The following is a 4,457-nucleotide window of genomic DNA, read 5'->3' as shown; positions in this document are numbered from 1 at the left end:
AATTAAAATAAATTAAATAATTGAAAGTGAATAATAGTAAAAAATATTATTTACTTTAAGCAATATAATAATTATAATACTATTCATTAATAAATATGTTTAAATTATATAAATAATTTATTGTTTTATATAATTAAAACAATACAAGGCAAAAGATATTAAGATCTATAAACGGATAAACACGCAAAACAATCAGATAATTCTTTTATCTGAAAAATTAGAGAAAGTGATAAAAATGAAGGCTAAACAATTAATTGCATTATTTTTTATCATTATTCTCCTATTTGGAGGCATTTGTCTTTGTACAATGTACAAATAAACGAAGCAAGGAAAAAATATGAAAACAGACTCTAAGATACTTCTTTTCATTCTAACAATATCCGTAATGGGAATAAACACCCCCTTAAGCATCGTGGGAATAATCTCTCAAATTTCAGAGTATTTTAACACTTCAATTGCCATTTCTGGATTATTTGTTAGTTCCTTTACATTCACAATAGCAATATGCGGATTATTCATCCCAAGCTTATTTTCCAAATTTGAAAGGAAGAAAACATTCCTTAGCATTTTAGGCATATTTGCAATATCTAATTTTATAATAATATTTACAAGAAACCTGTATATTGCCTCATTCTTTAGAATACTTTCAGCTATCTTCTATCCTGCATTTACATCCATTGCATTAACCGTTTGTGAAGAGATAGCTCCTGAAGGACAGAAGCAGGACTACATTACCAAAATATTATTGGGAATTTCAATTGGAAGCATAGTGGGATTGCCTATCACAACATTTTTTGGAACCAGATTCGGATATCAAATAGCCATGGCTTGGATTTTCCTTTTCAATTTAATTACATTAATATTGATATTGATCTTTTTCCCAAAAATTCCCGGAAAATCCAAAACTTATGAGACCTCTTCAACTAGTTTAAAGTCCAAGGACTTTGTAGTTGCCACCATAGGAATAATTATGATGCCTATAGGTGCAAGTATTGTCTATAACTACATGCCTTACTTTTTACAGACTGTAACCCACATATACACCTATAAATTAAGCATTTTCCTATTGATTTATGGAATATTCTCAATATTCGGAACCTGGCTTGGAGGAAAACTGATTTACAAAAAAGACAAGGAAACATTGATAATTTTCCAAATAGTGTGTGCATTAACATTTGCGGCACTGTATTTCTCTGCATATTATATGATTCCAGTCCTAATATTCTTCTTAATATTTGGAATCCTAGACGGAATGGGATACAATCTTATACAATATATTGAAAATTCAGTTCTGGAAGATAGTCCCGAACTTGCAAATGGAATATTTTTAAGCGTTTTAAATGGAGGAATAGCTCTTGGAACAGCTATAGGTGGTTTTTTAGTAAATGACTATGGCGTAATGAGCATATTCACTAGCGGAACTCTTTTCCTCATTTTAGCATTAATAATCCTGTTCTATTCAATATACATATTAAAAATAAATTTAAAATACAGTTAAATATGTTTTTAAAAAATAGAAATAAAATTCAATTAAATTCAGTGAAAAAAATAATTAAAATTATTAAAAATAATAAAAACAGCTTAAATTGAATTAAATAAAAAGAAATAAAAAAGAAAAAATTAAAAAACTGATTAAGAAAAAACTAAAAATGAGATTAAAACTGATTAAAAACTGATTTTAAGCAATTTAACTGATTAAAATGATTAAAATGATTAAAATGATTAAAATGATTTAACCGATTTAACCGATTTAACCAATTTAACCAATTTAACCGATTTAACCGATTTAAATAAACTCTTCAGGGTCTTTAAATAATTCAAAGTCCTGAACATATTCTTTTCCAGTTAACATAGCTATCTCAGCTTTTTGAAGCTCGCTTCCAAGATATGCAGCATGTTCCATTCTTGTAACAAGCCCTTCTTTTATAATCTCTTCATAGATTTCCTTAGCAGTTTTTCCTTCAAAAGTCAAATCTGCCTCATTCTTTTTGAAATGAGTAACAACAAGCTTGGAATCATGAACACTTATTCCATAATCAACCCTTATTTTAAAGCTTCCTGCCTTATCCCTAACAAACTTCATAGGCTCAATCTGTTTCTTGGTAGGAACATCATAATCAATATTCTTTAAGTCAATTCTTTTCTTCTTATCCTTGAATACAAGCAAGTCAATACCTAAATCCTTAGGTATGGATTGTCTGTTCTTTGCCAAAAACATCATCTTTGAAGCAACAGCCAATTCCCTTACACTGCCATAGGTCTTACCACTTTCTTCAGGAGTAAACAATATGCTTGCACCTAATTCCATAGCTATGCCTGCAAGAAGTGCATTTGCACCAACAGAATCTGTGTCCATAAGTTCAATCACATTCCCTATACCGAAAAACATAGGTTTTTTATCTATCTCGTGGAAATCATGGAAAGCAATGATTGAATCAACAATACTTGCACTGTTAACAGGATCCAAAATCAAGTCACAAACCACATCAAGACCTTCACAGGATTTAACCAACTTTTCCATTGATTCAACCCTTTCAGCAGGGCTATGAGGTACAAAGCCTTCTGAAAAATTGGTCGGAAGCAATACTGCAGGAACATTTTTCTCCTTTAACAATGGCAAAACCTCATCGAAATTACCATTATCCAAACTTAAAACCATATCTATTCCATGATTTACAGCAGCTGCAATTTCCTTAGGGTTTAAGGTATCTATACTTAAAGGCCTATCTCCAACAATTGGCCTTAATGTGTCAATCAAATCAGGAATCTGGTCTGACCTGTCTTCACCTGCAATCATGCCAATGTCAATCATGTCAGAACCTGAAGCGACGAAAAACTCTGCCTTTTTAATCAAGTCCTCTTTTGACAATATTGGAGCGCTTGCAATTTCAGACAAGACCCTCATAGGGAAATCCTCACCTACAGGAAGGTTTCTAACAAGAATGTTATTCTCCTTCTTAAGCAATTCATCCCTTTTTTCAATGTCATTTTCAAAGTCTTCAATGAATTTTAAAGCCTGTTTCTTTTTCTCTTCAATGATTAGCTTATCAGCAGGTGTGGATTGGGAAAGTTCCAAGTCATCAACCAAATCCAAAACCATTGCCAAATCCGCTGCATCTGTAGAAGACTTATAGCAAGGAATGCCAAACTCTTCAGCAATTAAGAAAGTGTCTTTTCTTATTAAACCGGGAACCAATATTAATTCAATATCATCCAAGCGATCTCCAAAGTGCTCCTTAATCTCTTTGATTATTTGATTAGGAGTTAAAAAAGCGGCAACCTGAGTTTCCGCAATATGCACTACAGTTTCCTTAGATGACTTTTCAGCCATTTCCGCTACCAATGGATAAGCCAAATGCCCTGTTATAATAAGTATCATAAAAATCCCCACTAAAATAAAATTATTTAAAAAAATAAACAATAATCATTTCCAATTTAAAAAAAAAAAAATAATTATAAATTAAAAAAACTAAAAATTATCAAATTTTAAATAAAAATAAAATTATTAAGCTTTAATCATCCTCGAGGCGTATTGTTGCATGTCTGTCCGCCCAACATTGAATTACAACTCCCACAGGAAGCCCTGCAGTGTGAGTGTCCATCTTTAGAATCTTAACATCAAGTGCAGTTGTTCTGCCTCCAAGACCCATAGGACCTTTTCCATCCTTATTAATACGCTCAAGACATTCAATTTCCATCTCAGCAATTGTTGGGTCTGGATTACGCTCTCCCACCTTTCCAAGAAGAGCCTTTTTACCTAATTTCAATGCCATATCAGAACTTCCGCCTATTCCAACACCTACAACGATTGGAGGGCAAGGCTTTCCTCCTGCCTTAAGTGCAGTTTCTACAACAAAATCCTTCACTCCCTCAATTCCTTCAGCAGGAAGAGCCATCTTAAGGCCATTGTTGTTTTCGCTGCCGAATCCTTTTGGCATAATTGTAAATTCTATGTAATTTCCCTCAACCAATTCAATGTCTATGATAGGAATCCTGTCTCCTACATTTCCTGAATTCTTACGGGTGATTGGATCAACCACATTTGGTCTTAATGGAACCTCTGAGGTAGCCTTTGCAACTCCCTTCCTAATCCCTTCATAAAGATTTTCCACTTCAACATTACCAAGTTTTACAAAAACTATGGGAAGACCTGTATCTTGGCACATCGGAATAGAGTTTTTTTCTGCAAGTTCAATATTCTTTAAGATAGCCCTAATATTTAGTTGTCCAAGATCACTATCCTCTCGAATAAGAGCATCTTCAAGTGCAGATTTAACATCTTCACCAAGATGGATTGCAGCCTTTTTATAAATTTGGTAAATGGCATCTTCAATTTGTTTTTCACTAATCATAAAACCACATAAAAATTATTTTAATGGTTAAAATAATTTTTATGTGGGGATTGGGGATTGGGGATTGGGGATTGGGAGATCGGAAGAGCGTGTGTAGGGAAAGAG

The 4,457-nt window shown here is 32.8% G+C and carries 3 protein-coding genes; 1 reads left to right on the top strand and 2 read right to left on the bottom strand.

Annotated features, from left to right (window positions below):
• Positions 1-337: 337 nt before the first annotated feature.
• Complete coding sequence (locus tag Q0138_RS01880) at positions 338-1,498, top strand: MFS transporter (RefSeq protein ID WP_297980127.1); 1,161 nt, start codon at positions 338-340, stop codon at positions 1,496-1,498.
• 288 nt (positions 1,499-1,786) lie between these two features.
• On the opposite strand, the gene Q0138_RS01875 is transcribed toward Q0138_RS01880, so the two are convergent.
• Together Q0138_RS01875 and Q0138_RS01870 are read right to left on the bottom strand one after the other, a co-directional pair.
• Positions 1,787-3,379 carry a dihydropteroate synthase-like protein gene (locus Q0138_RS01875; protein WP_297980125.1) on the bottom strand — a complete coding sequence of 531 codons (1,593 nt, stop codon included), beginning with the start codon at positions 3,377-3,379 and terminating at the stop codon, positions 1,787-1,789.
• A 133-nt stretch (positions 3,380-3,512) separates the two neighbouring features.
• Positions 3,513-4,352 (bottom strand): fumarate hydratase, encoded by an 840-nt coding sequence (locus tag Q0138_RS01870; RefSeq protein ID WP_297980123.1) that lies wholly within the window; start codon positions 4,350-4,352, stop codon positions 3,513-3,515.
• Positions 4,353-4,457: the final 105 nt, after the last annotated feature.

It is taken from the genome of uncultured Methanobrevibacter sp. (assembly GCF_937906425.1).
Taxonomy (GTDB): domain Archaea; phylum Methanobacteriota; class Methanobacteria; order Methanobacteriales; family Methanobacteriaceae; genus Methanobrevibacter.
This window is presented reverse-complemented; position numbering and strand designations above follow the sequence as displayed.

Bases quoted from the DNA above. Each gene is read 5' to 3' on its own strand.
- Q0138_RS01880 (WP_297980127.1), top strand. From the start codon at position 338: ATGAAAACAGACTCTAAGATACTTCTTTTCATTCTAACAATATCCGTA.
- Q0138_RS01875 (WP_297980125.1), bottom strand. From the start codon at position 3,379: ATGATACTTATTATAACAGGGCATTTGGCTTATCCATTGGTAGCGGAA.
- Q0138_RS01870 (WP_297980123.1), bottom strand. From the start codon at position 4,352: ATGATTAGTGAAAAACAAATTGAAGATGCCATTTACCAAATTTATAAA.